Annotated in this window: 22 protein-coding genes; 11 read left to right on the top strand and 11 right to left on the bottom strand. The window is 71.4% G+C overall.

All coding sequences use genetic code 11. From position 1 onward, the window contains the following. The first annotated feature begins 75 nt into the window (after positions 1–75). On the top strand, positions 76–1,587 hold the full coding sequence (locus OO60_RS05440) for an FAD-dependent oxidoreductase (RefSeq protein ID WP_004559789.1): 1,512 nt from the start codon (positions 76–78) through the stop codon (positions 1,585–1,587). Positions 1,588–1,804: 217 nt separating this feature from the next. Next, a complete protein-coding gene (locus tag OO60_RS05435; protein WP_004559788.1) occupies positions 1,805–3,670 on the top strand; it encodes an FAD/NAD(P)-binding protein in 1,866 nt (621 codons plus the stop codon). A gap of 35 nt (positions 3,671–3,705) precedes the next feature. Here OO60_RS05435 and OO60_RS05430 read toward each other — a convergent pair whose 3' ends face one another. From OO60_RS05430 to mtnA, 7 genes are read right to left on the bottom strand one after another with little or no spacing between them, the layout of a single operon-like run. After that, positions 3,706–4,203 (bottom strand): GNAT family N-acetyltransferase, encoded by a 498-nt coding sequence (locus OO60_RS05430; RefSeq protein WP_004559787.1) that lies wholly within the window; start codon positions 4,201–4,203, stop codon positions 3,706–3,708. A 10-nt stretch (positions 4,204–4,213) separates the two neighbouring features. Further along, on the bottom strand, positions 4,214–5,014 hold the full coding sequence (locus OO60_RS05425) for an S-methyl-5'-thioadenosine phosphorylase (RefSeq protein WP_004559786.1): 801 nt from the start codon (positions 5,012–5,014) through the stop codon (positions 4,214–4,216). Then, on the bottom strand, positions 5,014–6,210 hold the full coding sequence (locus tag OO60_RS05420) for a pyridoxal phosphate-dependent aminotransferase (RefSeq protein ID WP_004559785.1): 1,197 nt from the start codon (positions 6,208–6,210) through the stop codon (positions 5,014–5,016). Before OO60_RS05420 ends, OO60_RS05425 begins: the two co-directional genes overlap by 1 nt. Further along, positions 6,207–6,896: an acireductone synthase gene (gene mtnC / locus OO60_RS05415; protein WP_004559784.1), complete on the bottom strand. Its 690-nt coding sequence runs from the start codon at positions 6,894–6,896 to the stop codon at positions 6,207–6,209. Before mtnC ends, OO60_RS05420 begins: the two co-directional genes overlap by 4 nt. After that, positions 6,893–7,477, bottom strand: a complete 585-nt coding sequence (locus tag OO60_RS05410; protein WP_004559783.1) for a 1,2-dihydroxy-3-keto-5-methylthiopentene dioxygenase — start codon at positions 7,475–7,477, stop codon at positions 6,893–6,895. The genes mtnC and OO60_RS05410 overlap by 4 nt, the downstream gene beginning before the upstream one ends. A gap of 13 nt (positions 7,478–7,490) precedes the next feature. Continuing rightward, positions 7,491–8,096, bottom strand: coding sequence for a methylthioribulose 1-phosphate dehydratase (mtnB, locus tag OO60_RS46905; RefSeq protein ID WP_004559782.1), 606 nt, complete (start codon positions 8,094–8,096; stop codon positions 7,491–7,493). Further along, entirely contained in the window at positions 8,093–9,109 is a 1,017-nt protein-coding gene (gene mtnA, locus OO60_RS46900; RefSeq protein WP_004559781.1) for an S-methyl-5-thioribose-1-phosphate isomerase, read from the bottom strand. Before mtnA ends, mtnB begins: the two co-directional genes overlap by 4 nt. A 158-nt stretch (positions 9,110–9,267) precedes the next feature. Between mtnA and OO60_RS05395 the strand changes: the two genes are divergently transcribed. Both OO60_RS05395 and OO60_RS05390 read left to right on the top strand, forming a co-directional pair. Next, positions 9,268–10,299 carry a GNAT family N-acetyltransferase gene (locus tag OO60_RS05395; RefSeq protein ID WP_004559780.1) on the top strand — a complete coding sequence of 344 codons (1,032 nt, stop codon included), beginning with the start codon at positions 9,268–9,270 and terminating at the stop codon, positions 10,297–10,299. Continuing rightward, positions 10,296–11,495 carry an MFS transporter gene (locus tag OO60_RS05390; RefSeq protein WP_004559779.1) on the top strand — a complete coding sequence of 400 codons (1,200 nt, stop codon included), beginning with the start codon at positions 10,296–10,298 and terminating at the stop codon, positions 11,493–11,495. Before OO60_RS05395 ends, OO60_RS05390 begins: the two co-directional genes overlap by 4 nt. Positions 11,496–11,563: 68 nt before the next feature. On the opposite strand, the gene OO60_RS05385 is transcribed toward OO60_RS05390, so the two are convergent. Next, on the bottom strand, positions 11,564–13,132 hold the full coding sequence (locus OO60_RS05385) for a PLP-dependent transferase (RefSeq protein ID WP_004559778.1): 1,569 nt from the start codon (positions 13,130–13,132) through the stop codon (positions 11,564–11,566). A gap of 366 nt (positions 13,133–13,498) precedes the next feature. On the opposite strand from OO60_RS05385, the gene OO60_RS05380 reads away from it, so the two are divergent. The 6 genes from OO60_RS05380 (at position 13,499) to OO60_RS05355 (ending at position 18,057) form a co-directional block, all read left to right on the top strand. Next, entirely contained in the window at positions 13,499–15,013 is a 1,515-nt protein-coding gene (locus OO60_RS05380) for an AMP-binding protein (RefSeq protein ID WP_004559777.1), read from the top strand. Position 15,014: 1 nt separating this feature from the next. Beyond that, complete coding sequence (locus tag OO60_RS05375) at positions 15,015–15,299, top strand: acyl carrier protein (protein ID WP_004559776.1); 285 nt, start codon at positions 15,015–15,017, stop codon at positions 15,297–15,299. A 3-nt stretch (positions 15,300–15,302) separates the two neighbouring features. Next, positions 15,303–15,674 (top strand): ectoine synthase, encoded by a 372-nt coding sequence (locus OO60_RS05370; protein WP_004559775.1) that lies wholly within the window; start codon positions 15,303–15,305, stop codon positions 15,672–15,674. Between the two features lie 15 nt (positions 15,675–15,689). Continuing rightward, complete coding sequence (locus OO60_RS05365) at positions 15,690–16,832, top strand: acyl-CoA dehydrogenase family protein (protein WP_004559774.1); 1,143 nt, start codon at positions 15,690–15,692, stop codon at positions 16,830–16,832. Positions 16,833–16,860: 28 nt separating this feature from the next. Beyond that, positions 16,861–17,553 (top strand): transglutaminase-like domain-containing protein, encoded by a 693-nt coding sequence (locus OO60_RS05360; RefSeq protein WP_004559773.1) that lies wholly within the window; start codon positions 16,861–16,863, stop codon positions 17,551–17,553. Positions 17,554–17,691: 138 nt separating this feature from the next. Then, entirely contained in the window at positions 17,692–18,057 is a 366-nt protein-coding gene (locus OO60_RS05355; protein ID WP_004559772.1) for an STAS domain-containing protein, read from the top strand. Between the two features lie 5 nt (positions 18,058–18,062). Here OO60_RS05355 and OO60_RS46335 read toward each other — a convergent pair whose 3' ends face one another. Beyond that, positions 18,063–18,359, bottom strand: a complete 297-nt coding sequence (locus tag OO60_RS46335) for a hypothetical protein (protein ID WP_155849033.1) — start codon at positions 18,357–18,359, stop codon at positions 18,063–18,065. Positions 18,360–18,438: 79 nt separating this feature from the next. Next, on the bottom strand, positions 18,439–19,203 hold the full coding sequence (locus OO60_RS05350) for an ATP-binding protein (protein ID WP_004559771.1): 765 nt from the start codon (positions 19,201–19,203) through the stop codon (positions 18,439–18,441). A gap of 630 nt (positions 19,204–19,833) precedes the next feature. On the opposite strand from OO60_RS05350, the gene OO60_RS44920 reads away from it, so the two are divergent. Next, the gene (locus tag OO60_RS44920; RefSeq protein ID WP_155849032.1) at positions 19,834–20,787 is read left to right on the top strand and encodes an alpha/beta fold hydrolase; all 954 of its coding nucleotides are present in this window, start codon (positions 19,834–19,836) and stop codon (positions 20,785–20,787) included. 87 nt (positions 20,788–20,874) lie between these two features. Here OO60_RS44920 and OO60_RS05340 read toward each other — a convergent pair whose 3' ends face one another. Beyond that, positions 20,875–22,914, bottom strand: a complete 2,040-nt coding sequence (locus tag OO60_RS05340; RefSeq protein WP_004559769.1) for a phosphocholine-specific phospholipase C — start codon at positions 22,912–22,914, stop codon at positions 20,875–20,877. Positions 22,915–23,007 lie beyond the last annotated feature (93 nt).

The following is a 23,007-nucleotide window of genomic DNA, read 5'->3' as shown; positions in this document are numbered from 1 at the left end:
CTGTGTGCGCGCCGTGAGCGCGGCCCACCGCAGCCTGAACCGGTCGCCGAGATCCGGCTGCGGAAGGGGATTCTCATGCATGACGTGGTGATCGTGGGCGCCGGGCCGGTCGGGTTGTTCCTGGCCTGCGAACTGGGCCTCGCGGGCTGCTCGGTCCTGGTTCTCGAGCGGGAGCCCGAGCCCGGCGCCCCCTGGCGGACGGCCCCGCTCGGGCGGCGCGGCCTGTTCGCCGCTTCCGTCGCGGCGTTCCACCGGCGCGGGCTGCTGGAGCCGCTGCTGGCCGAGGCCGGCCCCGCGTTCGGCGCCGCCGAGGATGACGACCCGGCTCGGCCGCGCTTCGCCGGGCACTTCGCCGGGATCATGCTCGACGGGGCCGACGTCGACCTCGCCGCCCTGCCGCTCCGGCTGCCCGGCTCGGTGCCGGACGCCGTCATGACCAGCCTCGACACGGTCGAGGCGGTGCTGTCCGAGCGGGCGGCCAAGCTCGGGGTCGAGATCCGCCGCGGGGTCGCCGTGGACGGCCTCACCCAGGACGACGAGCGCGTCGTCGTGCGCGCCGGCGCGCGGGAGTACCCGGCACGCTGGGCCGTCGGCTGCGACGGCGGGCGGAGCGCGGTGCGCCGGCTCGCGGGCTTCGAGTTCGCCGGCACCGAGCCGCAGTTCACCGGGTACGTCGCGCTCGCCACCATCCCCGACGTCGAAAAGCTGAACCCGGGGTTCACCCCGACGCCGCGCGGCGTGTACCTCCGGATGGCCGCGGACGGGCACATCGGCGTGATGGACTTCGACGGCGGCGCGTTCGACCGCTCGCAGGAAGTCACCCGCGAGCACCTCCAGGAAGTGCTGCGGCGCGTCTCCGGCACCGACGTGACGCTGACGGAGGTCCACCTCGCGTCGAGCTACACCGACCGCGCGATGCAGGCGACGACCTACCGGCGGGGCCGCGTCCTGCTCGCGGGCGACGCCGCGCACATCGTTTCGCCGCTCGGCGGGCAGGGGCTCAACACCGGCATCGGCGACGCCGTCAACCTGGGCTGGAAGCTCGCGGCGACCCTGCGCGGGCAGGCGCCGGACGGGCTGCTCGACACCTACACCCGCGAGCGCCACCCCGTCGGTGCCTGGGCGCTCGGCTGGACGCGGGCCCAGGTGGCGGCGATGCGGCCGGATCCGCACGCCCAGGCCGTCCAAGGCGTGCTGCGCGACCTGCTCCGGACCCGGAACGGAACGACCTACGTGTTCGAGAAGCTTTCCGGCATGTCGGCCCGCCACGACCTCGGCGACGACCGGCCGCTGGTCGGCCGCGTCGCGCCGGACTTCCGGCCGGCGGACGGCACGACCCTCGCCGACCTGATGCGGGACGGCCGAGGCGTCGTCCTCGACTTCAGCGCCGATCATCACCTGCGCGCTTCCGCGGCGGCTTGGGAAAGCGAGCTGCGGTACGCCGCGGGCACCGCGGAAAACGACCTCGGCCTCGGCGCGGTCCTGGTCCGCCCCGACGGGGTCGTCGCCTGGGCCGGAGAGCACGTGCCCGATCGCGGCTCGTTCGAACGAGCCGCCCGCCGGTGGTTCGGCGACGCGAGCGTCTAATGTGGACCGAAGGGTCCGGCGGGCCCCGCCGGACGATGGGCCGGGTATCGCCCGCTTGCCGGCGGTCCGACCCGGTCGGGTGAATGCGTGAACACGTTCGGACGCGGCGCGAACAGGGCTGCTCAAGGTACTCTCATTGCTCGCTGTCGACGGTGGGCATCCGCGCAGAGCGCTGATCGTGGCAACTCGCGGACTCCGGCAGGACGGGAGTGGCGAGATGCGGCTGTCGGACCAGGTTCCCCGGGTGGTCGTCGTCGGTGCGGGTCTGGGCGGCACCGCCACCGCGGTCCGGCTGCTCCAGTTCGCGCGAGAGCCCCTGCAGGTGGTGCTGGTCGAGCGGCTCCCCGGGTACCGCAGCGCGGGCGTGGCCTACCACCGGGCGGGGAACCACTGGCAGCACGTCTTCAACATCCAGGCGGGCCGGATGTCGATGTTCCGCGAGGACGTCGACGATTTCGTGGACTGGGCGAACAGCGAGGCCGACCGGGCCGGCTGGCCCACGGAGTGGAGCGGCTTCACGTTCACCGAGTCCGGGCCCGCGCCGCGCCGGATCTACGCCGACTACCTGGCCGAGCGCCTGGCTCAGGCCGCGCGGGAGGCGGCGGACGGCGTGAGCCTGGTCGAAGCCGACGGCGAGGTGGTCGACGTGGAAGCCGCCGCCGGCGGGCACCGCGTCGTCGTCGACCGGTTCTGCCTGCCCGGCGGCGCTGCCGAGCCCGGGCGCGTGACTCTCCGGGCCGACCACGTCGTCATCGCGACGGGCTTGGAGGAACGGGATCTCCCCTTCGCGGCCGAAGTGGTGGACCACCCGGCTTTCGTGCGGCGCCCGTACTCCGAAGCGGGGATGGCGCGCATCCTCGGCACCGGGCCGGACGCGACCGTCGTCATCATCGGCACGTTGCTCACCGCCTACGACGTGGCCGCGTTGCTGGTGCGGCGCGGGCACCGGGGAAAGATCGCCATGGTCTCCCGTTCCGGCCGGATGCTGCGGACCTACCCGCCGGACCACCGGCACCGCGTTCTCGATCTGCCGGCGCCCCGGCTGCACCGCGAAGGCTACGAAGGCCGCCAGCACCTGCTTCTGCGCTTCGTGGCCGAATGGGAGCGGGCGTGTGCGATCGTCGCTCGCGAGCACCCCGACGTTCCGGCTGCGGTCGTGCCGGAACGGGTCTCGAAGTCGTGGGAGCCCCACCTGCCCCGGGTCCTGGCCCGGATTCCGTCCGCCGACCTGCGGGGGCTCCTCGACCAGTACGGGACGCTGCTGGCCACCCTGCGGGTCGGCGCTGTCGCTTATACGACCGAGATCGTCGACGCGGCGATCGACGCCGGCGGGCCGGTCACCCTCGTCACCGGGAAGGTGGACCGGATCGCCGGCACCGAGGCAGGCACGCTGACGGTGTCGGTGGCCGGAGCGTCGTCGTCGCAGACCCTCGAAGCGGACCTGGTGATCTCGAACTTCGGACGGGAGCCGGACTACGGGCGAACCGGGTCGGCGCTCTGGGCGGCGCTCCTGCGGAAGGAGATCGCGGTGCGGCACCGGCGTACCGGGCGCGGTGTGGAGGTCGACGGGTCCGGTGCCCTGCTCGGGCCGTCCGGGCTCCCGTCCGGTCCGGTCTCGGTGATCGGCGGTCCCCGGGAGGGCGACGAGATCGTCCGGAACGGCCGGGTCGGCGCGTTCACGTTCAACCTCGCCGCGATCAAGAACCATTCGGTCGGTGTCGCCGCGGCTGTGCTGCGCCGGCTCGAATCCTGTTACGACGACCGTGCCGGGAACCTGGCCGCGATCTTGACCGGAGATCCCGGCACCCGGGAGGCGTTCGCGGCTTCGGTCATGCTCGAGGTGCGCCGGATGACCGCCCGGCGCGGGCGCGACCGGGAAGCCCTGGTGGACCGGCTCGAGGTGAGCTTGAAGCCGGTTCGTGACGCCGCTTCCGGCCGCGAGATCCCGTGGACCGACAGCGCTCTGCGAGCCGCCGTGAACACGACCGCCACGACGAAGCTCAACGACCTGTCCGTGACGCCGCGCGAACTGCGGGGCTTGCTCGGCCTCGACGAGCCACCCGAAGCGTCCACATCGGACTGATGAGCCCGCGGGCTCGCGCCGACGGGCCGATTCCCTCAGTCTTCGGGAATCTGCTTGTTGGAGTAGTAGGGCTGCTTGAACGGCAACTCGGTCATCCAGTGCTGCAACGCGCGGTACGCCTTCTCGTAGTACCCCTTCTCGTAAGCGTCCGGGGTGACCCACCAGCTGACGTCCACGTCGTGCCCGAGCAGCTCCTCGGTCAGCGTCGTCCGCCGTCCCATGGGGTAGAGATAGCAACACCCGAGATACCGATTTTCCGAATCCCAGATGCAGTAGGCGAAAGACCCCATGTCCCGGAACTCGCACTCGTGCCACACGAGGTCGACGTAGTTGAACTCCTCGGTGACCGCCTCGGTCGGCCACCCGCCACCGCGGGTCCGCGGAATGAGGTCCAAGCTGGCGTTGATTCCGCGCACGTCCTCGGCCAGGTCCGCGCGGGTGATCGCCCGGATCTCGATGTCCTCGAAGCTCAGCTTGGCCGGCACGGAACCGTCCGGTATGTCGAAGCCTTTGACGAACAGGCTGTAATCCACCACATTCTCCTCAGCGCAGGTCGGTAGGAATCTCGAGCCCATCATGCGCGTGCGCACATCGGCAGTCTTCCTGAGCCCCCAGTGAAGCAACAGTCCGCAACACGAGCTCCCGCAGCCGCGAGATGTTCTCCGAGAACACCCGGAACACCGACTCCTGCTCCACCGCACTCTCCTCGTCGAGCCCGGCGTCCAGGTCCGTGACGAGCGCGATGGACGTGTAGCACATGGCCAGCTCACGCGCCAGCGCGGCTTCGGGCAACCCGGTCATGTTGATCAGCGACCACTCCTGCCGAGCGTAGTAGACCGACTCCGCACGGGTGGAGAACCGCGGCCCGTTGATCACCACCATGGTTCCGCCGTCGACGACAGCCTGGTCCAGCTCGCCGGCGGTCTTCAGCACGGCCGCACGCCCGTCGGGGCAGTACGGGTCGGCGAACCCGACGTGCACCGCGCCGGTGTCGAAGTACGTCGAGATCCGCCCGGAAGTCCGGTCGACCACCTGGTCCGGCACGACAAAAGTCCCCGGGCCGAGCGACGCCTGCAGCGATCCGACCGCGCAGGGCCCGAGCACCTGCCGCACCCCGAGCGACCGCAACGCCCACATGTTGGCCCGGTAGTTGATCACGTGCGCCGGATGCCGGTGGCCGCGACCGTGCCGGGGCAGGAACACCACCTCACGCCCGCCGACCGCCCCACGCACCAGCGAATCGGACGGCGCACCGTACGGTGTCGGGACGTCGACGAACGAGGCGTCCTCCAGCAGTTCGTACAGTCCGCTGCCACCGATCACCCCGACTGGCGAGTTGCCCATCACGCCGCTCCTTCCCGATGTGTGCCGGCGGCGAATCCGGCCAGCCTGGCGGCCGCGGTGGCGATGACCGCGGGACTCTTGCAGAACGCGAAGCGGACGAACTCGCGCCCGCTCGCCGGATCGGCGTAGAACGCCCCGCTGGGGATCGCCACCACCTGGGCTTCGGTCGCCAGGTCGTGACACAGTGCCGTGCCGTCGACGTAACCGACCGATCCGGCGTCCACCTGCAGGAAGTACGTCCCCTGGCACGCGAAGCACCGCCAGCCGGTGGCGGTGAGCGTGTCCCGCAGGGTGTCGCGGGTGGCGGTCAGCCGGGCCCGCAGGCTGTCCAGCCACCGGTGCCGGTCGGGCAGCACGGCCGCGACCGCGTGCTGGAACGGCGTGCCGCCGGCGAACGTGAGGTACTGCTTCACCGTCCGCACGGCCGCGACCATCGGCGCGGGCCCGCAGATCCAGCCGACCTTCCAGCCGGTGGCGTTGAAGGTCTTGCCGGCGGACGAGATCGTGAGCGTCCGGGCCGCCATCCCGGGCAGCGAGGCCAGCGGGACGTGCCGGACCCCGTCGAAGACCAGGTGCTCGTAGACCTCGTCGGTGATGGCGATCAGGTCGTGCCGCTCGCAGAGTTCGGCGACGGCCGCCAGCTCGGCGGCCGACAGCACCGTTCCGGTCGGGTTGTGCGGGGTGTTCACCAGGAACGCCCGCGTCCGCGGCGTCACCGCGGCGGCCAGCTCGCCGGGGTCGAACGTGAACCGGTCGCCGGCCGGGCGCAGCCGCACGGTCCGGCGGACGGCGCCGGCGAGCGCGATGGCCGCGCCGTAGGAGTCGTAGTAGGGCTCGAACACCAGCACCTCGTCACCGGCCGGGACCAAAGCGGCGATGGCGGCGGCGATCGCCTCGGTCGCGCCCGCGGTCACCAGGATCTCGGTGTCGGGGTCGTACGGCGTGCCGTAGTCGGCGGCACGCTGCTCGGCGATGGCGGTGCGCAGCGCGGGCACGCCGGGCAGCGGCGGGTACTGGTTGTGCCCGGAGAGCACCGCCTCCGCGGCGGCGGAGAGCAGCTCCGGCGGCCCGTCGCTGTCCGGGAACCCCTGGCCGAGGTTGATCGCGCCGGTGCGCTGGGCGAGCGCGGTCATCTCGGCGAAGATCGTACTGCGGAACGCGGCGAACTTCCCGACGAGCGGGTCCTCGCTGATCATGACGCCACCTCCCGTGCGGTGCCGAACTCGGTGAAGTCGGCGATCGCCCGGTGCGTGCCGAAGTCGGTGGTGCAGCCCGGCCGGCTCACCCCGATGGTCGCCCAGCCGGCGGTCCTCGCGGCGTCCAGCTCGGCCCGGCTGTCGGACAGGAAAAGGACGTCGCGGGCCGGTGTGCCGATCGCCCGCCCGATGCGCCGGTAGGAAGCGGGATCCTGCTTCGGCCCGCCGGTCAGCGTGTCGAAGTGGCCGGCCAGGTAGCCCCCGAGATCCCCCTGGTCGCTGCGGGAGAACCACAGCCGCTGGGCGAGCACCGAGCCGGAGGAGTAGATCCAGCACGGTGTTCCCCGCCTGCGCCATCCGGCCAGCGCGGGTGGCACGTCCGGGTAGATCACGCCGGACAGCTCGCCGCCGAGGAAACCGCGTTCCCAGACGAGTCCGTGCAGTGTCTTGAGTGGACTGTGCTTCGCGTTGCCGTCGTGCCATTCGAGCAGGGTCCGCACCACGTCGTCGAGGTCGGCGTGCCCGCCGAGCACCGCCCGCACCTCGTCCACGACGGCCTGCGTGCCGGGCCGGTCCTGGCGCACCCAGCTTTCGAGGCGTTCGCGCGCGTAGGGGAACAGCACGTCGTGCACGGCCGACAGCGGGCTGACCGTGCCCTCGATGTCGAGAACGACCGCCAGGGTCACGAGCGCGGTTCCGGTGCGACGAGCTCTTCGAGCGTCGGCATCCCGGCGGAGATCGGGTCGCCGGTGAAGCCGGCGATCCAGCCGTCCTCCTCCTGGAAGAACCGGATGGCGCAGAAGTACGGTTTGGTCCCCATGTCGAACCAGTGCGTGGTGCCGGCCGGCACGGACATCAGGTCGCCGGCGGTGCAGACCACGGCGTACACCTTGCCGCTCAGGTGCAGGTAGAAGCACCCGCTGCCCTCGACGAAGAACCGCACCTCGTCCTCGTCGTGGGTGTGCTCGTCGAGGAACTTCGCCCGGGCCGCCTCGGCCTTGGCAGGCCACTCCGGATCGGCGTCGTCCGGCACCATCCGCACGACGTCGACGAGCGGGTACGGGCCTTCCGCCGACACCCGCTCCACTTCGGACGCGTAGGCGGCGAGCACCTCCGCCTGCCCGGCGTCGCCGGCGAGCGGCACGGTCGCCCACCGCTCGAGCCGGATGCCGTGCGGGGCGAGCTCCGCGGCGATCTCGGCGAGGTCTTCGGTGCGCAGCAGCACGTTCGCGGCGTCGTCCGCCGGCATGACCTGGAGCAGGGTCATCGTGTTCTCCTTGTCACGGGATGGCCCGGTCGACCAGCAACGTCAGCCGGCACAACGCTTCCAGGCACTCCATGCGGTTGCGGGCGATGTCCAGCGTCGGCCCCCAGGTGGTGGCACCGTGGTTGCCGATGAGCATGACGGGCGGCGCGTCGGCGGCGAGCCGCTCGGTGACGTCGCCGGCGATGCGGGGCACGTGCGCGTGGTTCTCGAAGACCGGAACGACCACCTTGGACGGATCGGTCAGCCCGAGTCCCTTGATGATCTCGAAGTCGGTGAACGTCACGGTGCCGGCGCCGCGCCGGGCGGCCAGGATCGCGACCGCGGTGGCGTAGGGCGGATGCGCGTGCACGACCGCGTGCGAGCCGGGTGACAACCGGTACAGCGCCGTGTGGATCGTGGTCTCGGCGGACGGGCGCGGCGCGCCCGCACGCACCGGCCGCGAGTCGGCGATGCCGACCTCGACCACGTCGGCCGCGGTGATCTTCCCCTTGCTGACGCCGCTCGCGGTGATCAGCGCGCGGTCCCCGGGCAGCCGGACCGACAGGTTCCCCGCGGTCCCTTCCAGCCAGCCGCGCGCGTAGAGCCCAGCCGCGGTCTCGGCGAGCTCCGCGCCGCTCATGACGCCCGCTCCTCGGCCGTCCCGGTGGGACGGAACACGCCGGACTCGGTGACCACGGCGGTCACCAGCTCGGCCGGTGTGACGTCGAACGCGGGGTTGAACACCCCGGTGCCCGGCGGGGCGACCTCGACGCCGCCGAACGCGGTGACCTCGGCCGGAGCGCGCTCTTCGATGACGATGTCCGCGCCGCTGCGCAACGTCGTGTCCAGGGTGGACTCCGGGGCGACGACCACGAACGGCACCCCGGCCCGCGCCGCGGCCAGCGCCAGCGAGTACGTGCCGATCTTGTTGGCGACATCGCCGTTGGCGCACACGCGGTCGGCGCCGACCAGCACGCAGTCGACCATGCCGGCGGCCAGTGCGGCCGGCCCGGCGGAGTCGACCAGCATCCGGTGCGGGATGCCCGCCTCGGCCAGCTCCCACGCCGTGAGCCGCGCGCCCTGCAGCAGCGGCCGGGTCTCGCCGAACAGCACCTCGGTCACGTGTCCTTCACCGGCCAGCAGGCGGATGGCGCCCAGCGCGGTGCCCCAGGCGACCGTGGCCAGCCGGCCGGTGTTGCAGTGGGTCAGCAGCCGCAGCGGCTCCGGCCCGCACAGCCGCCGCACGAGCTTCGCGGCTTCGCCCGCTGCGGCACGGTTGCGTTCCTCGTCCTCGACGAGGATGGCGACGGCTTCGGCGAGCACGGCGTCCGCGCCGCCGCCGAGCTTGTCGACGACCCGGCGCACCGCCCAGCTCAGGTTGACCGCGGTCGGCCGCGCGTCGGCGATCCGCCGCGCCTCGGTGCGGACCGCGATCTCGTCGCAGACGCCGTCGCGGGTGTGCGCACGGGCCGAGAGCGCCACGGCGAGGGCGCCGGCCACGCCGATGGCGGGCGCGCCCCGGATTGCCAGGCGCTGGATCGCGTCGATCACTTCATCCACAGTGGACAGGCGCAGCGTCCGGTATTCGTGCGGCAGCGCGCACTGGTCGACGGCCTCGATGGCGCCGTCCTGCCAGGCGATGGAGCGCGTCATGCGCCCAGCGTCGCAGTCCGTCGATCACCCGGGCATCCTCGATCGTGCGGGCCGGCACCGCTTCTCCGAGAATGCGCCGCTGGTGGTCGACCCTCGCCCGGGCGGCCGCGCGCCCCTACCGTCGTAGTGAGGAATGTCCGCCGCACGGAGGAGCTTCGATGACGCTCGCCCGGAAACCCGAGGCCCAGCCTCATCCGCCCACGGTGTTCGACACCGACGAGTGGCTGGCGGCGTGGACGCGGGCGACCATCGAGCGGCAGCGCGTGCTCGATCCCGGCCGCGCGCCGCGTTACCTGCTCGAGCACTCCCCGTTCTGGCAGGGCTACGAAGACGAGACCGGAAGCGGACCGGTGTTCGACCGCCCGGTCCTCACGATCGGCTCGGTCTACTCGGTCTACGGCCCCGCGTACCTGGCCGGCGACAGCGCCGCCGTGGCGACCCTGGTCGACGACGCCCGCGCGCAGGCACGGGACCTGGGCGCGGCCGGCGTGCTGGTGTTCAACCTGCCGCCCGAGCCGGCCCGCCAGTGGGCCGCCGTCCGCCCGCCGGACGTCTTCGCCCGGCTGGACACCGCGTACTACAAGAACCCGGGCAGCGGCCCGGACCCGGTGATGGGCGCGGTGCCGCGCCGCAAGCGCACCGACTGGCGCCGCCGGTGGCGCCGGGCCACGGAGAAGAACGTGAAGCTGGTCGAGGACACCGGCCCCGCCGCGGCCGCGCACATCGACCGGGTGCTCGAGCTGTGCAACGGCTCGGCGGTCAAGCACGGCTGGCCCGGGCTCTACGACGCCCCGACGCTGGCGGCCGTGCTGGAAACGCCGTACGCCAGCGTGATCCGCGCCGAGTGGGAGGGCCGCACGATCGGCGCGTTCGTCGCGCTGGAGCACGACCGCCGGCTGTACCTGTGGGCCGGCGGCACGGACCCGTCCGTCTACGGCGAGGTCAGTGCGTACCCGTTCATGCTGTACGAAATCATGGCGCAGGGCGTCGACCGCGGCTGGGACATCGTCGAGTTCGGCCGGGGCAACGACCGGTTCAAGAAGCAGCACGGCTTCGGCGGTCTGCACCTGTGGGGCCTGTGGTACTCGGCCGAGCCGGGCGACGTCGAGGTCTACGGCCCGCGGCTGACGGCGGTGCACGACGGCCTGGTCACCGAGGCCGGCTACGAAGGGCTGGAGCAGCGCCCGTGACCGCCCCGCGGCAGTCCGGGATCGGAGCCCTGCTGCTGTCCGCGGCGATGATGAACGTCGCGTACACGATGCTGGTGCCGCTGGTGCCCGAACTGACCGGCCGGTTCCAGATGTCGGCGCTGGAGGTCGCCGCGGCCTTCAGCGGGTTCGCGCTGGCCAAGGCGCTGGCGCAGCCCATCGGCGGCATCCTGGTCGACCGCACGTCCCGGCCGCAGCTCATCGGCTTCGCCGGCCTGACCCTGACGGCCGCGACGGTGGTCGGCCTGGCCTTCGCCACCGCGGGCTGGCAGGTGCTGAGCTGGCGGCTCGCGTGGGGCGTGGCCGAGGGCATCACGATGCCGGTGCTGTACCAGCTGGCCAGCTCGCTGGGCGGCAGTTCGCGGTTCGGCACGGCCCGGGTGATGGGCTGGTTCGGCGGCTGCTGCACGGCCGGCATGGTGCTGGGGCCCGCGGTCGTCGGCCTGCTGCACCCGTTCCTGGGCTTCACGGGCGTCTTCCTGGCCGGCGCGGCGGTGACCTTGACCGGTGGGCTGCTGTTGCTGGGCCTGCGGGCTGCCCCGGAGCCCGTGGCCCCGCCGCCACCGGTACCGGCCGACCGTGGCCGCGCGGTGCGGACGCTGGTGCTGCTGGTCGGCCTGTTCGCCGTCGTCGACCTGGTCAACAACGCGTTGTTCGCGGCCCTCGAACCGGTGCTTCCCCTGCACCTCGACGACGTGACGGGCAACGGCGTCGCCTACACGTCGCTGCTCTACACCGCCGGGCTGGCGGTGTTCATGACCGTGGCCATGACGTGCGCCCGGTTCGTGGAGTCCCGGCCGCTGCTGGTGATCTCGGCGTACGCGTTCGGCGCCGAGGCGATCGGGTTGACCGCGGTCGGGCTGTTCGACGGCGTGGTGGCGATGTGCGCCGGGCTGCTGCTGTTCATGACGGCCCAGCCCGTGCTGTACCTGGTCGCCCGGCAGGGCGTGAACCTCGTGCCGAGGCACCAGCTCGGGCGCGCGTTCGGCGCCTTCGGCCTGGTGTCCGACATCGGGTTCATCCTCGGGCCGGTGCTGGGCGCCGTCGCGTACGCCGGCCTCGGCACGCCCGCGTTCCTCGTCATGGCCGTGGTCGCGGCCGGCTCGGCCGTGGGGGTCGCCCTGCTGCGCACCCTGCCGGGCAGGCTCCTCCCCACCCGCGAGCCCGTCGACGCCTGACGTTCTCGAGACGATGTGGCAAAGGGGCGCTCACCGGACGGTGAGCGCCCCTCGGGCATGGTGGCCGGTCAGCCGGCGATCGCCGAGGCGATGGCGTCGGCCAGGCCTTCGAGCTGGACGGCCCGGTCGCCGATGTAGAGCCGGAGGAACAGCGGCTCGTCGTCCGTCGCCGGCACGTACTTGCGCTCCGCCTCGGTCGTCCCCACGTCCTGCGCCCAGACGCGCGGCACGGAGTACCCGAAGCTGACGCCCTTGGTGACCTGCACCCCGGACTGCTGCGCGTGCACGAGGATCTGGTCGACCACCGCGTTGAGGTTGTTCCAGTCGTTGCGGCTGCGCTCGTGGTACAGGAACGTCACGATCCCGCTGCCGTAGGGCAGGCTGTGCGCGAGCAGCACGTCCGGGTGGTGCGCCAGCGCGGGGTGGTGCACCTCGCCCGCCGCGGCGACCCGGGGGTCGGCCAGCAGCAGCTTGGCCAGCCGCTCGGCGTTCGTCCAGATGCGGCGCATCCGGCGGCGGTGCAGGGCGGTCTCGTACCGGGGGAACAGCTCGGCGTTGTGCCGCGCCAGCACCGCGCCGGTGTTGCGGCGGAGCATGTCGAACAGCTCGGTCAGCTCCGCCGGGTACACCACGAGCCCGCCGAGGGCGAAGTCCATGCCCAGCTGGAGGTACTTGGTGCAGCTCTCGTAGTAGATGATCTCGAGCCGGTCGTCGCTCGCGAAGAGCTCCGGCTGCAGTGACGCGCCGATCATCGTGCCGTCGACGACGACCGTGAGGCGCTCGGTCACCACCTCGCGCAGGCGCCGGTAGAGCTCCGGCAGGTCGAACATCCGCTGCCGCACGTTGTTGGCCAGCGGGTCGACGAAGACCACCTTGGGCCGGTGGCGCACGACGTCGGCGACGATCTCCTCGACCAGGTAGCCGCCGGCGCGCTCCGACCTGATGTGCGGCAGCGCGGTCAGCTGCTGGGCCACTTCGTAGTAGATGTAGGGCGCCAGGAGGATGCTGTCGCCGGCGTTCAGCCGGTAACGCAGCAGGAACGCCTCGATCCACGTGAACGCCGCCATGCCGGACGACGTGACGCCGATGCCGTAGCCGTCGTCCGGCAGGCCGAGCACGTCCAGCAGCTGCCGCTCCACCCGGGTGACCGACGCGTGCGAGCCGTTGCGGTCGTAGTTCATCGTGGGCCAGGACTCCCGCTGGGTCCCGAAGAACTGCACCTGCCGCGACTGGCCGTAGGACTTGGCCGTCCACTCCAGACCGTTGCGCACGTAGGACAGCGTGGACAGCCCGAACCGCAGCACCGCCTCGGCGGCCGACAGCTCCGTCGCCGAGTCCGCGATGGACACTTCGTCCAGCTCGCGCCGGGCGATGGTGAGCCGCAGCCAGGCCTGCTCGGCGGACGTCGTCATGTGCGCGAGCACCGGAGCGTCCGCGTGCAGGTCGTTCTGCGCGCAGTACGCCGCGTAGTCCTCGATCTCCCGCCTGGTGGCCCGCAGCTCCCGCAGGCAGGTGTCGAACCCCTCCCGCAGATCGGCGACCTGCGTCGCGACCACGTCTTCGATCGACTCCGACAACGCGGCGCGCCACGCCGGCGCGTCGATCGCTTCGGACGGGATATCACCTGGCTCAGTCATGGTGCTCCGTCTTGCCGCTGGTTTCGGGTCCCGGCTCGCGTAGAGCTCGTCGTCACCAGGGTGCGCTGCCCGGTGCCGGCCGCCGTCTCATCGCGTGCTGTTCCGGATCGGCAAGGCGGGAGAAGTCCCTTTTGCGGCGATACTCGCTGATGGGCCGGGTCGTACCGTCCAAACGGGACCTCGCCGGGCCGGCGGAGCCGCACTGCGCGAGAAGCCAGTCACTCCGGCCCGAAGCTACGGTGGTCTCCACGCGGAGCCCGGGCCGGGCACCGCCGGAGTTCGAAGTGGACTCCTTCATGGGGAGCTGGGGTCACTGGTTGGCGCGCGAGGGGTGGTTGCCGCGCGCCCGGCTGGGTTGGAGAGCATGTGCCGTACTCGCGTTCGCTGCTCGGCTGTCTGGCCGACTTCGCCCGCAACCGGCCGGAGTCGGCCGCGCTGGTCATGGGCGGCGACCGGGTGTCGAACGCCGAACTGTGCGCCATGACGATGTCGGCCTACAACGGGCTCACGGCGCTGCAGCTGCCGGCCGACGCCCGCGTCGCGCTGCACGCCGCGAAGACGCCGCGCACCGTCGCGCTGATCGTCGCCTGCCTGCTGGCGCGCCGCCCGTTCATGCTGCCCTCCACCGAGCTCGGCCTGACGGCACTGGAAGAGCTGCTGCGGAAGGCGGACTGCACCGACGTGCTGACCGCGGAGCCCGGCGCGGACTTCGGCGGGCTGCGGGTGCACAAGATCGACACCGCCACCGTGCCGCCGGACGGCGACCTCGCCGGGCTCGACGACATCACCGGCCCCGACGTCAGCCCCGACGCGACGTCGTTCATCTTCACCACGTCCGGCTCCACCGGGCTGCCGAAGGTGGTGCCGCTGAGCTTCCAGGCGGTGGAACGGTTCACCGAGTGGGCGATCACGAAGTTCCGCCTCCGGCCGGGCACCGTGGTGCTGAACTACGCGCCGTTCAACTTCGACCTGTGCCTGCTCGACCTGCGCGCGACGTTCAAGGCCGGCGGTACGGCGGTGCTGGTCGAGCCCGAGCGGGCGACCAACGGCAAGCACCTCGCCGAGCTGATCCGCACCGAGTCCGTCGAGGTCGTCCAGTCCGTCCCGATGCTCTACCGGCTCCTGGCCGACGCCCACGACGGCGAGCCGTTCGAGACGGTGAAGCACGTGATCGTGACAGGGGACAAAATGCCGGCGAAGCTGCTGCCGGAGCTGCCGAAGCTGTTCCCGAACGCCCGGTACTACAACCTCTACGGCGCCACCGAAACCAACGACAGCTTCATCCACGAGATCACCGGCGACCCGACCGCCGCGGACCCGCTGCCGATCGGCCGTCCGCTGCCCGGCGTCGACGCCCTCGTGCTCGACGCCGACGGCGAGGTCGCCGACGGCCCGGCCACCGGTGAGCTGCTCGTGTCGACGCCGTTCCAGACGGCCGGGTACGCCGTCGGCGGCAGCGCGGACAAGTTCGTCGAACGCGACGGCGGCCGCGTCTACTTCCGGTCGGGTGACCTCGTCCACCGCGACGCCGAGGGCGTGTTCACCCTCGTGGGGCGCACCGACTCCCAGGTCAAGGTCCGCGGCGTCCGGGTCAACCTCGAGGAGATCGAGCAGGTCCTGCTCCGCCACGAGCGGATCGCCGGCGCGGCGGTGGTCGCGGTGCCCGACGACGTCGCGGGGCTCGTCATCCACGCGGTCGTCGTCCGCCGCGACCCGGCCGAGCCGCTCGGGGTGCTCGCGCTGCGGCAGTTCTGCCGTGAGCGGCTGGCGCGGGCTGCGCTGCCCTCCACGATCCGCGTGGTCGACGACCCGCTGCCCACGACGCCGACGGGCAAGACCGACCGCAAAGCCGTCATCCGAGACCTGTTGAACGGGAGCTGACATGAGCTGTTCCGAGCGGATCAAGCAATACGTCCTCGACGAGTTCCTGCCGGGCGTCGGCCCCGAGGAACTGGAAGCCGACTACGACCTGCGCGCCAACGGCGTGATCGACAGCCTGGGCCTGCTGCGGGTGGTCACCTGGCTGGAGGCCACGTTCGAGATCCCGATGGAAGAGGTCGAGATCGTCGAGCAGGACTTCACCTCCCTCACCTCGATCACCCGGTTCGTCGAGCGGCACTCGGCGGCCGGTCAGTCCGATGTGGACTCGCTCGGAAAGGCGGCCTGAACCTTGATCATCCGCAAACTCTCGGAAACCGAAGGCGTCGAGTGGGGCAACGGCCTGAGCCACCGCTTCCTCACGCTGCGCGACGGCATGGGCTACACCGTCACCCACACCGTCGTCCGGGCCGGCAGCGACTCGGCGCTGGAGTACCGGAACCACCTCGAGGCGTGCTACTGCATCGCCGGCAGCGGCAAGGTCATCGACTCCGCCGGTGACGAGCACGTCATCGAGGTCGGCACGCTCTACGCCCTCGACAAGCACGACCCGCACCACCTGATCGCGTCGCCGCACGAGGACATGGTGCTGGTCTGCATGTTCACGCCGGCCCTGATCGGCGACGAAGCGCACGATTTCGAGTCCGAGTACTCCAACTACTGACCCGGAGCTCCGCCGATGCAGCAGTGGACCGACAAGCAGCAGGCGCTGCGGAACGGCTACACCGAGGTCTTCCGGGCCTGGGGCGCCGACCACCTCCGGCGTGACCGCGAGGCGGAGTTCGCCGGCGCGCTCTGGCCGGAGATCGGCGCGTCGGGGCTGTTCGGCCTGCCCTTCGGCACCGAGCACGGTGGCGGCGGGCACGACCTGCCGACCACCATGCACGTGCTGGAAGGCCTCGGCTACCACTGCCGCGACGGCGGGCTGAACTTCTCTGTCTCGACCCAGCTGGTCAGCACCGGCGTGCCGATCCAGCGCTTCGGGAGCCAGGAGGTCAAGGACCGGTTCCTGCCGCGGGTGATCGACGGCTCGGTGATCGGCGCGCACGCGATCACCGAGCCGGACGGCGGCTCCGACGCGGCCGCCATGCAGACCACGGCGGAGCCCCGCGGCGAGGACTACGTCCTCAACGGCCGGAAGTGTTTCATCACCAACGGTCCCGTCGCCGACGTCGTCCTGGTGTACGCCCGGACGTCGCCGGGCACCGGCCCGCTCGGCATCAGCGTGTTCGCCGTCGAGCGGGGCACGCCGGGGTTCGAGGCCGGCCCGCCGGTCGACAAGATGGGCCTGCGCACGTCGCCACTGGGGACCCTGACGTTCACCGACTGCGTGGTGCCCGCGGCCAACATGGTCGGCCGCCGGGGCAAGGGCTTCCTGCTGCTCGACTACGTGATGAAGTGGGAGGTGCTCCTGTCCTTCGCGATCAGCCTGGGCGCCATGGAGTTCCGCCTGGAGCAGAGCGTCGACTACGCGAAGACCCGCAAGCAGTTCGGGGCGCCGATCGCGTCCTGCCAGCTGATCGCGGCCAAGATCGTGGAAATGAAGATCGACCTGGAGACCACCCGCACCTGGTTCTACGACACCGCCCGGCGGTTCGAGGCCGGCGAGGACGTGATGGTCGACGTGGCCATGGCGAAGGTGCTGGCCAGCGAGGCCAACGTCCGGTCCGCGACCAACGCCGTGCAGATCTTCGGCGGCCGCGGCTACCTCAGCGAGTTCGGGATCGAAAAGGAACTGCGCGACGCCACCGGCGGCACGATCTACTCGGGCACGTCGGAGGTCCAGCGGGACAAGGTCGCCAGAATGCTCGGAGTGCGCTGACAGCGCCGGAAACCGGAAGAAGGACGACATGGCGGCCGAGACGCACCCGCGAGACCTGCTCGGGGCGACGCAGTTCTTCGACTACCACCACCCGGTCGTGCAGGAGTTCGTCGAGCAGGCGCTCGGCGACGTCGAGCGCACCCAGACCGAGAAGGCGGTCGCGCTGTACTACGCGGTCCGCGACAAGCTGCACTACGAGGTCTACGGCGCGGCACTGAGCCGCACCGGCCTCAAGGCCAGCGCGATCATCAGCCGCGGCCGCGGTTTCTGCGTGCACAAGTCGATCGTGTACGCGGCGGTCTGCCGGGCGGTGGGCGTCCCGAGCCGCGTCGCGCTGACGGACGTCCGCAACCACCTGGCCTCCCCGAGACTGCGCGAGCTGGTGGGCGGCGACGTGTTCCGCTTCCACGCGCTGAACTCGGTGCACCTGGACGGCAAGTGGGTCCGCGCCACACCGGTGTTCAACAAGCTGCTGTGCCGCCTGTACGGCCTCACCCCGCTGGAGTTCGACGGCACGGCGGACAGCATGTCGCACCCGTACGACAGCAAGGGCCGCAGGTACATGGAGTTCCTGCACGACTACGGCGACTTCGACGACTTCCCGTACGAGCTCGTGGTCGAGGGCATCCGCTCGGCGCACCCGCTGCTGTTCGCGAGCCGCTACGAGACGGCCGGTGGGTCCCTGGTCGACGAAGCCGGAGAACTGGGCAAGCCCGCTTAGCGCCGTGGCCACTGATGGCCACCGTGAGTCTGCCGCGTGCCGGGACGGGTCGCGCCGCCGCCGCGCTGCGGTTCGCGCTCGCCCGTGCCACGCTGGTGTCCCGGCACGGGGAGGCTCCTTGTCCGCGACGGGGGTGGCATGGACGGCCAGAGCGAGAGCCCGGTCGAGGTCGCGGCCTCCCGGGTCGGCGAGGCGATGGTCGTGCGGTTGACGGGCCAAGTCGATGCCTGCAGCAGCGTCACCGTGACGGAGCTGATGCGTGCCTCGGCGGCCGAGCCGCCGGTACCGCCCGTCGTCGTGGTCGACCTGTCCGGCCTCGGGATGCTGGGCGCCGCCGGAGCGCGGGCGCTGGCCCAGGTCATGGTGACGTGCGCCGGCCGCGGTTCGGCCGTGCGCGTCGTCGCCGGCCCCGGCGGGATGGTGCGGCGCGTCCTCGATATCGCCGGCTTCGGCACCGTCGCGGCCGTCTTCGACGATCTTGAGCAGGCTCTGCGAGCGGGCTGAGCCGGTCAGCTGTTCCAGCTGGCGTTCACCCGGCTGAGGAAGGACGTGCGGCTGCCCGCGGACAGCGCGGCGGATCGGGTCGGGTAGCAGTCGAGCCCGATCTCGTGCAGCACCCGGTTCGCTGCCCGGCTCTGGCCGGTGACGATCCGCAGCCGGGTCGCGCTCGCCGAGTCGTGGGTCAGCCGGAGCGCCCGCGCGGACGAGGGCGCTGGTGAGCTTCGGCGCCGTTCCGGCGTCCAGCTCGCCGGACAACGCCAGTGCCACGATTCCGTTGCTCGTCCCGGTTCGATTGAGATGCCCACCGCCGCCACCTCCCGCTTTCGGCAACCTGACGGAGCCTTTCGCTCGTGGCGTGCTTACCCGCAGTCACACCCCGGACGCTTACCGGATGGCTCGTGCGGGCGACGCAAGCACGGCCCAGACGACCTTGCCGCCCGCCCACGCTCGGCTGCATCCCCAGCGCCGCGCGATGTGCGCGACGATCCGAAGGCCGAGGCCCGGGTCGGCGAAGCCGATGCGTTCGCGCAGCACGGCCGGTCGGGGGTCGTCGTCGCTGACCGCGACGGTGAACATGCCGCGGCGGAATTCCAGCCGGAGTTTCGGCGGTGAATGGGTGTGCTGGACGGTGTTCTCGACGAGTTCGACGGCGATGGTCGTGGCGTCTTCGGTGAACTCCGGTAGCGACCACCGTGCGCAGATTTCCTCGACGAACCTCCTGGCGAGCATCGAGGTGGCCGCCGAGGGCACGAACTCCCGGACGGCCCGCTTCCGCGGTGCCTGGTCACGAGCTCGTTCGGCAGTGACGACGTCGGGGTGCACGGCGACGAACAGGTCGATCGACTTCGCCCGCAGGCCGGACAGGTGCTCGGCGCGATCTGTCACCACGGCGAACGAGATGCCGGGCCAGTCCCAGAGGCGTGCGGCGAGCACGGAGAACACGCTGAGGAGCCAATCGTGCTCGATGGTGAGGTCGCGGATGTCGGCGATCACGCATTGTGGGGCGTCGGTCGCGACTTTGAGCACGCCGTCGCGCAAGGCAGGCGAACTGGCCAGCGAAAGCAGGCCGCTGACCGCCATCACGGTGGACGCCTCGCGGAACTCCGGGACGAGGAGCAACCCGGCCGAGGCTTCCTGCTCCCGGGCCACGAGCGTTCCTCCTCACGCATTCCGCGATTTCGGCGCGTCGGTTACCCGGGGCGAAACCGGACTAACATCCTCGGCAGCCCGAGCGCGGGCAACGGGGCTTGGTGGTCGGCCACGATGCGCAAACCCCAGCCCCGGATCACGGGCGTCGGCCAGTTCGAGCAGCACCGCGGGCCGGTCGCTGCCATCGGCGACGCCCACGGACAGCAGCTGCCGACGCAGTTCGAGCCGGAGGTCGGGTTCGGAGCGGGTGTGCTCGGTGGCGTTGCGGACTGGCCGTCACCAACGCGCTGTTCGGACGCTGAGTCACCTCGAGCGCTAGGTCGATCGTCACACCGCCTCCGTCTGTCCGCCGGCTCGCCTGACGGAGGCGTAGGGGAGATTGCCTGCAGGCGCAGCACCTACGCCCCAGAGGGCCGACGGTAGTCGACCGGGTCCGTTCCAGCCAGGCCGGAAAATCTCGCGTTCCGTCAGCGCGAGGTGCGGCGCTCCAGCTCCGCCAGCACGGTGCTGCTCGATGACGGGCTGCGCACCCGTGAAGGGTTGGCCACGCGGCTGCGTAGTTTCCGCATCGATTCTCGCCAAAGTCGGGATGACTGGCCGGTCCACCGGGCGAGGGTTGACTATTGACACGTGGCCAACAACGATCGTGGCATGAACGGTGCCGTCCCCGGTCTGGGCAGGCGTTTCATCGGCGCACTCGGATCGATCCGGGGGCCTGCGTCACCTCGATTGTGGACGCCGGTCCTGCCGCCGGGCAGGCGCATCGTCCTGCCCGGGCGGGGGGAGGCGTTCGTGCGTGACCACCGGCCCGCGGGCGTGGCCGGGCCGCCGGTGCTGTTGCTGCATGGCTGGACCTGGTCCCTCGACGTCAACTACTTCGCCGTGATGCCGGAACTGGTCGCAGCGGGGATCCCGTTCGTCGGCTTCGACCAGCGGGGACACGGCCGGGGGCTGCCCGCCGGCCGGCCGTTCGAGGTCGCCGATCTCGCTGCTGACGCCGTTGCTGTGCTCGACCATTTCGGGATCGCCCGCGTCCTCGTGTGCGGCTACTCCCTGGGCGGGCCCGTCGGTTTGCACCTCGCACTGGCACATCCGGAGCGGGTCGCGGGCATGGTGATCGCGGGCGCGGCCTTGAGCTACCGGCAAAGCCTGCGTGACCGCACCGTGTGGCGCGTCCTGAGCGGGGCGGCGCCGCTGGCCCGGCTCGGCGTCGGCTCGTCGATGCCGGCTCGTTACTTCGGTGCCAGCCGGCGCGCGTCGGCCGAGCTGGCGCAGCGGTGGCCGTGGGTGCGCGAGGAACTCGCGCGCACCACGGTCTCCGGTGCGCTGACGATGGCCCGGGCGGTCAGCCGATATGACCTGCGAGATCGCGTTGCGTCGCTGCGCGACATCCCCGTCACCGCGATCGTCACCACGTGCGACACCGTCTGCGCACCCCGCTGGCAGCGTCAGCTCGCCGGCCAGGTCGGGGCCCGCACCGTCGAACTGCCCGATGACCACGACGTACCGGTGGCCCGCCCTGACGCCTTTGCCGCCGCCGTGCTCGGCGGCGTCGGCGGCATCCGGGATCGGCTGCCGGGCTGACGCGCCGAGCCGGTGTTCGACGGCGGGAGGGACACGCTGCGGTCTTCGGCTCGCAGGGTGACCCGCCTGGAAACGCCAACCCGGCGATCAGCCGGTGACGCTCGGAGCGCCGGTTTCGACGTGTCCGCTGAAGCGGCGGAGGAACGCCGGGTCGGCGTCGAGGGTCGCGGACAGGTCGTACCAGCCGTTGCCGTACGCGACCGGGTTCCAGTCGTCGGTCACGGTCTGGCCGGCGGCCAGCGGGTACGTCCACGGGCCGTCGGTGCGGTAGTGGTTCGCGGTGACCGTGACGCGCACGGCCGTCGTCCCGCTGTTGCGCATGGTCAGCCGCAGCTTGTTCTCGTTCGTGTAGCTCCCCAGGACGTCGACGCCCGCGCCGGCGCTGTTCGCGTTCCCGGCCAGGACCCAGCGGAACCGGTTGGGTCCGTGCACCGCGACGCCGTACTTGCCGCCGCCGTAGAGCTGGATCCGCCAGGTGTCGCTCACCTGCGCTCCCGGGGCCACGTCGTAGGGCCACGGGCCGTCGGTCTGGCCGTCGTTGCGGTAGGCCATCAGCTGCACGGCCGCGGTGCCCTGGTTGGCGAACGTCGTCGTGAGGATCTTGCGGTCGGCGCTCAGGGAGGTCGTGACCAGCGGCCGGTAGGGGAGCGCGCGGGCCGGGCGAGTGCCGGCTTCCTGCACGGGGACCTGCTGCTTCCCGGCCGCCGGCGGCGTCGGCTTCGGCAGCTTCTTCTGGGTGTCGTCGGCCTGCTTGCGCAGGGCCGCGGTGTCCGGCAGCAGCGGGATCTGCAGGTTCCGGGCGCCGAAGTCGAAGCACGTCATGAGATCGCCGCAGAGCGCCCGCCGCCACGCGCTGATGTTCGGCTCGGCGACGCCCGTCCAGCGTTCGAGGAACCGGATGACCGAGGTGTGGTCGGTGACCTCGGAGCTGACCCAGCCGCCGCGGCTCCACGGCGAGATCACCGTCATCGGCACGCGCGCGCCGAGGCCGATCGGCTTGCCGCCGATGTATTCGCCGGCGGTGCCGCCCGGTGCGATCGGCGGGGCGACGTGGTCGAAGAACCCGTCGTTCTCGTCGTAGTTGATGAGGACGACCGTGGATTCCCAGAGTTTCGGGTTGGCCCACAGCGCGTTCAGCACGGTCTGGGTGTACGCGGCGCCGTCGACGGGGCGCGCTTCGGGGTGCTCGCAGTAGCCGTAGGGTGCGACGACCCACGAGACGCGGGGGAGCGAGCCGCTCGCGCAGTCGGCCTTGAACTCGGCGAGGACGTGGTCGACGTTCTTGCCCTGTCCCGAGTCCGGGCCCCAGGTCTTGAACACACTGGCGCGTGTGGACAGTTCGCTCGCGTAGTCCTGGTGGTAGGCCTTGAACAGCCACAGCGGGTTGTCGCCGTAGTCGCCCACGAACGAGCCGCCGGCGTCACCGACTTCCTTGTTGGCGTAGACCTTCCACGAAACGCCGTTCTGCTGCAGGCGTTCGGGGTAGGTCGTCCAGCTGAAGACGGGTTTGTAGTCGGCGGGGTTGTAGTTCGCCGGCCCGCCCGCCTTGCCGTCGGCGTCGATCGTGCCGGTGAAGAGGTAGAGCCGGTTGGGTGTCGTGGGGCCCTGCACCGAGCAGAAGTAGTGGTCGCACAGGGTGAACGCGTCGGCCAGTGCCCGGTGGAACGGGATGTCGCCGGAGTCGAAGTGGCCCATGGTCATCTCGCCCTTGGCCGCGACCCACGCGTTGTTCGCGCCGCCGGCGATGGCCTGGTGCTGGTCGGTCCAGCCGTGCCCGAGATCGCCGAGGTCCTGACCGTCCACTTTGGTCGTGTCCACGCGGAACGGCAGCAGGTACTTGCCGTCGCTGCGCCCGGGATCGGGCTGGTGGAGGATGTCCTGGCCGTTCGGCTGCACGATGGCCGAGCGGTCGCCGAAGCCGCGGACGCCCTTCATCGTGCCGTAGTAGTGGTCGAAGGACCGGTTCTCCTGCATGAGGACGACGACGTGCTCGACGTCCGACAGGCTGCCGGAAACGCGGGGTTCGGCGAGGGCCTCGGCCATCCCGGGCGGGAGGGCGCCGAGTGCGCCGGCGGCGGCGACACCGCCGAGGAAGCTGCGTCGGGTGAATTCGTGCGGGTCGGCCATCGCGGGAGCCTCCAGGGAACCTCGGCAGGGCTGCGCCAGCGTAGGTGAGTCCGGCCGTGCGGTGACACCGACGAAGGGACCTAATCACACAGC

It is taken from the genome of Amycolatopsis vancoresmycina (assembly GCF_000716785.1).
Taxonomy (GTDB): domain Bacteria; phylum Actinomycetota; class Actinomycetes; order Mycobacteriales; family Pseudonocardiaceae; genus Amycolatopsis; species Amycolatopsis vancoresmycina.
The sequence above is the reverse complement of the archived record's forward strand: the minus strand, read 5'-3'. Positions and strand labels throughout refer to the sequence as shown.